Origin of the sequence: Anaerotruncus sp. 80, from assembly GCF_009936115.1 — a bacterium.
GTDB lineage: Bacteria > Bacillota > Clostridia > Peptostreptococcales > Anaerovoracaceae > Senimuribacter > Senimuribacter intestinalis.
Genome location: NZ_QWES01000052.1, coordinates 1 through 4058 on the forward strand (window position 1 = coordinate 1; position 4058 = coordinate 4058).

At 36.8% G+C, this 4058-nt stretch carries 6 protein-coding genes; all 6 read right to left on the minus strand.

Going from position 1 to position 4058, the window contains the following annotated elements:
• Positions 1-11: 11 nt before the first annotated feature.
• Positions 12-287, minus strand: a complete 276-nt coding sequence (locus D1155_RS15340; RefSeq protein WP_160203285.1) for a DUF2442 domain-containing protein — start codon at positions 285-287, stop codon at positions 12-14.
• A 64-nt stretch (positions 288-351) separates the two neighbouring features.
• Entirely contained in the window at positions 352-1320 is a 969-nt protein-coding gene (xerA, locus tag D1155_RS15345; protein ID WP_160203286.1) for a site-specific tyrosine recombinase/integron integrase, read from the minus strand.
• Positions 1321-1372: 52 nt separating this feature from the next.
• A complete protein-coding gene (locus D1155_RS15350) occupies positions 1373-2341 on the minus strand; it encodes a translation initiation factor 2 (RefSeq protein ID WP_160203287.1) in 969 nt (322 codons plus the stop codon).
• Between the two features lie 12 nt (positions 2342-2353).
• Positions 2354-2812, minus strand: coding sequence for a DUF4869 domain-containing protein (locus D1155_RS15355; RefSeq protein WP_160203288.1), 459 nt, complete (start codon positions 2810-2812; stop codon positions 2354-2356).
• A gap of 76 nt (positions 2813-2888) precedes the next feature.
• Positions 2889-3698 carry a DUF2971 domain-containing protein gene (locus D1155_RS15360; RefSeq protein WP_160203289.1) on the minus strand — a complete coding sequence of 270 codons (810 nt, stop codon included), beginning with the start codon at positions 3696-3698 and terminating at the stop codon, positions 2889-2891.
• A gap of 78 nt (positions 3699-3776) precedes the next feature.
• Positions 3777-3968 (minus strand): hypothetical protein, encoded by a 192-nt coding sequence (locus D1155_RS15365; protein ID WP_160203290.1) that lies wholly within the window; start codon positions 3966-3968, stop codon positions 3777-3779.
• Between the last annotated feature and the right edge of the window lie 90 nt (positions 3969-4058).

Consider the following 4058-nt stretch of genomic DNA (forward strand, 5'->3'; position numbering starts at 1 on the left):
CAAATCCAAATTTATGCGATTTCCTCTTTTACTGCCTCAAGCATATACAATGTATCTGGATCAATATCAATACAATTAGAGCTATCCCTATTACCCGACACATCCCATGCCAAAGTGTCATTCATTATCGTGCAAGATTTAATAAAAAAATCAATTTCTCTTAAAACGGCAAACACTTCTTTTTCAAGGAGAGGCTTTACATCATAGCACACAATTTTACCATCTTCAAAATACACATAAACCGTATGTTCCTCTGTTGGAACAACCTGAACAATTTTAGGGAACATGTTTTTCCTCCTATTACGGTTCTTTACCTCTAATCAATCATCTTTTCAAAAGCCCTCACTTTCCTTATCCCATGATTTTCTGGTGTGAGTTCTTTACATTCGCCTGATTTACCATGGCGTACTGCATGGTTGTATCAATTTGGGAATGCCCTAATATTTTCTGCACCTGCTCTATCGGCATGCCTTTATCAATTGCCCTCGTCGCCATGGTTCGTCTGAATTTATGCGGGTGAATTCTATCCAGCGCAACACTTCGCCCAAGTTCTCTTACTCGAATTTCCACACCGCTTATTTTCAGCCTGCGATGGGGTGCATTCAGTGTCACAAATAAGGCTGCTTCTTCGTCCTTTCGGCTTTCTATGTACTCCTTCAAATGAACTTTGGCTTTTGCGTCAAAATATACACGCCGCTCTTTATCACCTTTGCCGTAAACTACACATTCACGCCGTTCAAGATCTATATCTTCAATATTCAAATTCACAAGTTCCCCAACTCGCATTCCGGTCGAATACAGCAAGTCTATCATGGCAAGATCTCGACTTTCCCTGCAACAGTCACGAAGCCGTTCGATTCCCTCATCGGAAATAACACTTTTCACTACCGTTTTCGTCTTTATCTTGTGAATCCGCTTCATCGGACTCTTTAAAATATAGTCTTCTTCCTCAAGCCAAGAAAAAAAGCTTGAAATGTTTCTACGTATATTATCAATTGTTACATTGGAGCAGTTATTGATTTTTTGATAATCAGCCAGATATTCTCGCATTTCCTCTGTAGTGATTCTCCGCACAGAGCACTCCACTTTTGAAATCAAATGATTGATTGTCTTGCTATAATAGTCAATTGTCCGCTCCGAACATCCCTCAATTTTCTTTGCATCGAGAAACATTTTCAGATATTCACTATTATCAATTTCAGTCTTTTCAGCCTCACTTTCAGCAAAGGCTTTCAGCATAACTTCCTGCAGTTTTTTCATTTGGCTAACATTCAAATACTCAGCCATCTCATTGAGAATTGTTACAATTTTTTCTTCCATGTCAGTATACCTCTTTTCTTTTTAGTATACCAACATCCCTGCGACCGAAAAATTATTTAAGCCATAAGTCTGGCATTACATTTATAATAGCTGTTTGCTCCTTTGAATTCAAATATGCTTTATTTATTGAGTTTTTACTATATTTCAAATATGTCGTGCCTTCCGTTTTCTCCACCAGCAAAGCAGTAAAGAACTGCTCCCAGCTGAAGTACTCTTTGCTTTCGATGTGATCAAAAGGTGCATCCAAAATTTCCTGGATTTCACGCTCCTGCAAAATTCCTGACTTTAAAATCATCCATTCAAAAGATTCCGGAAGATAGATAATCAGATTTTTAACCTTTTGCAGCGACAGCACTCTTTCAATTTCAGGTCCAAAGGCTGCGCCATCGGCTATTACCAATGCTGTCGAATAGGGCTGATTCAAAAGTTCTTGATAAATTCCGCTTTTCCCTTGTGCCGAAACACAAGGTATATCGTATTTTGAAAAAAAGTCTGCAAAGAACTGATAGCCCGCATTGGAATCTTCTACTACTACAAGCTCCGGTTTCGGAATGGATTCTACATGCACATCGCATAAATTGTAAAACTCTGCATATAAACGCTTTGTTCCCTGATAGCGGTTTCCGGCTGTATTTCTAATTCCATAAATCTCATTCACACTGTATGGCAGATTGAATAAAGGTGCTCTCGTTGCAATGACATAATAATTATCCGTTCCCTGAATTGCGCTTGCAAACTCATCAGTAAGCACAAATCTATCACCTTCATCAATAAATACAATGCTGTCATAAATCAAAGACAAATTTTCTTGCCAGCGCAGTCCTGTCAGTACAGTGCACGATTTCTCACAATTGAGGGTAATACCGCTTGCTTCACCATTCTGCTGATAAGATGCAATCATATCAATCAAGGTGGTTTTTCCTGTCGCGCTGTCACCCTTTAAAACCGTAATGTTTCTTTCAATTGAAAACTTATATTGCAGACGGCGATTTTTTACCACTACGGTATACTTTCCTTTCACTTTCTCACCGCCTTACAAATACATGCCCGCAGACAAAACATATTCCTGCATGTTGTGGACAACTTTACCGCTATTTATAATCTTAAATGTAAAAGGCTTTTCGCCAAAATCCATTAAGTGACGCAAGTTAATTACAATATCTCTATCTGCATCCTCGGCAATCTTTAGAATCCACTTTGCGCAGTTATCTCCGCAAGTAGAGGCATTGAAAATCTTCGAGGAGTCGTGCTGGATAAGCAGTAAAGTTTTTACGCCGCCAGATAACTGTTTAACAGGAATTACACCTAATGCTCTGCTGTCAACAGCACCCGCGCTAATCACCTCAGCCCGATCTATATTTTTAATCATCTTTTGAGAAAACTCGTCCGTAATCCAATCGTCTAAATAGGTATTGTCAAAATACACACTTGTATTGTAGACATAATTAGGAAAATCCGTTTCCGGCATTTCTCCAAAGTAAATGTTTAGCATGATTTATCACCTCAAAATTAGTATTCGCAAATTATCAATTGAAATACTTCTGGATTAAACCACATTCAAGTAGTATTTATTCTTTAATAATAGCATCATACAATTCATCCAACTTATAAATTTTGTTCTTCGGCAAATCATCTTGAATAAGATAATATCTTGCCCTATTTTTGTCAACCTTTATATCAAAGATAGTACAATTTTCTGGTATAACCTTTAACAAAATTTTTTTAACCTCTGGTTCAACATTTTCGCCAAAAATAACAGTAAGAATTTCTTCTGAAGAAAAGCAGAAAAAGTCTTCATTTTCATCACCACTTACTTCTTTAAGTATGCGATATTCATTTTCATAAGACCAATCCTTATTTTTCCAACAATACTCATTTTTGACGGCATCATTAATATCTACTGTCCAGAATTGTTTTTTATCGATTGTATCCGAATATTCCACTTTTTTTATTGTACTGAAATTCTCATATGTGTGAAATCCAATGCAAATTCCATTCCCCATAGATGCATAATGTGCCCAAAGCGGTGCAGAAAAGCAGTCTTTAGAAAGTGAAAGAATTCTAGTATTTCCAATCCTTTGTCTAAATCTTTCCTTATCTTCGTCAGAAAGAAAATCTACATTTCCGCCCTCAAATGGATCATTTAAGCTACTTGCTTTAGGAAAATATAATCGCTCTTTTTTAAAAATATCAATCACACGGATAAGACTCTTTATTGTTCCTATATCCCTATATTTGAATACTACGCAAGGCAGCCGATTCTGCCAATGTTCAAAAGTTTCTTTAGGGCATCTTCTATTATATTCGTATTTTTCATATTCCGCTGCAATTCCTTCACCCATTTCAATCTCATATTCCGTAGGTTTAAAGTTTTTCATAGTCATCCAAAATACTCTCTTACATTATACTATCAAACAAAAGCACATCTTCCAAGGATTTCCGCACTCAATTCTTGCTTATCTACCTATGCCTCGAATCAAATTCAGAAACATAATATTTCCCACCATCCTAGCGATCTCTTCTACTAGTTTTTCCTGTTCCCTTGGATTTAATTTGCGAATTGACTCAATTGCCTTTATTACATCTTTCTTAGCTTTATCATAATCATCGGTTGGTTTAACTTCTAGCTTTGCTTCAAAATTCGGCATAGTTTCTCCTTATCCAAAATATTCCTGCATTAAACTATCAAATAAAAGTTGCGCTTCGTCCAACGCTTTCTGCACTGCAACTTTTGATTT

Excerpts from the sequence above, each read along its gene's own strand:
- D1155_RS15340 (WP_160203285.1), bottom strand. The coding sequence starts at position 287 with ATGTTCCCTAAAATTGTTCAGGTTGTTCCAACAGAGGAACATACGGTT.
- xerA (WP_160203286.1), bottom strand. The coding sequence starts at position 1,320 with ATGGAAGAAAAAATTGTAACAATTCTCAATGAGATGGCTGAGTATTTG.
- D1155_RS15355 (WP_160203288.1), bottom strand. The coding sequence starts at position 2,812 with ATGCTAAACATTTACTTTGGAGAAATGCCGGAAACGGATTTTCCTAAT.
- D1155_RS15360 (WP_160203289.1), bottom strand. The coding sequence starts at position 3,698 with ATGAAAAACTTTAAACCTACGGAATATGAGATTGAAATGGGTGAAGGA.
- D1155_RS15365 (WP_160203290.1), bottom strand. The coding sequence starts at position 3,968 with ATGCCGAATTTTGAAGCAAAGCTAGAAGTTAAACCAACCGATGATTAT.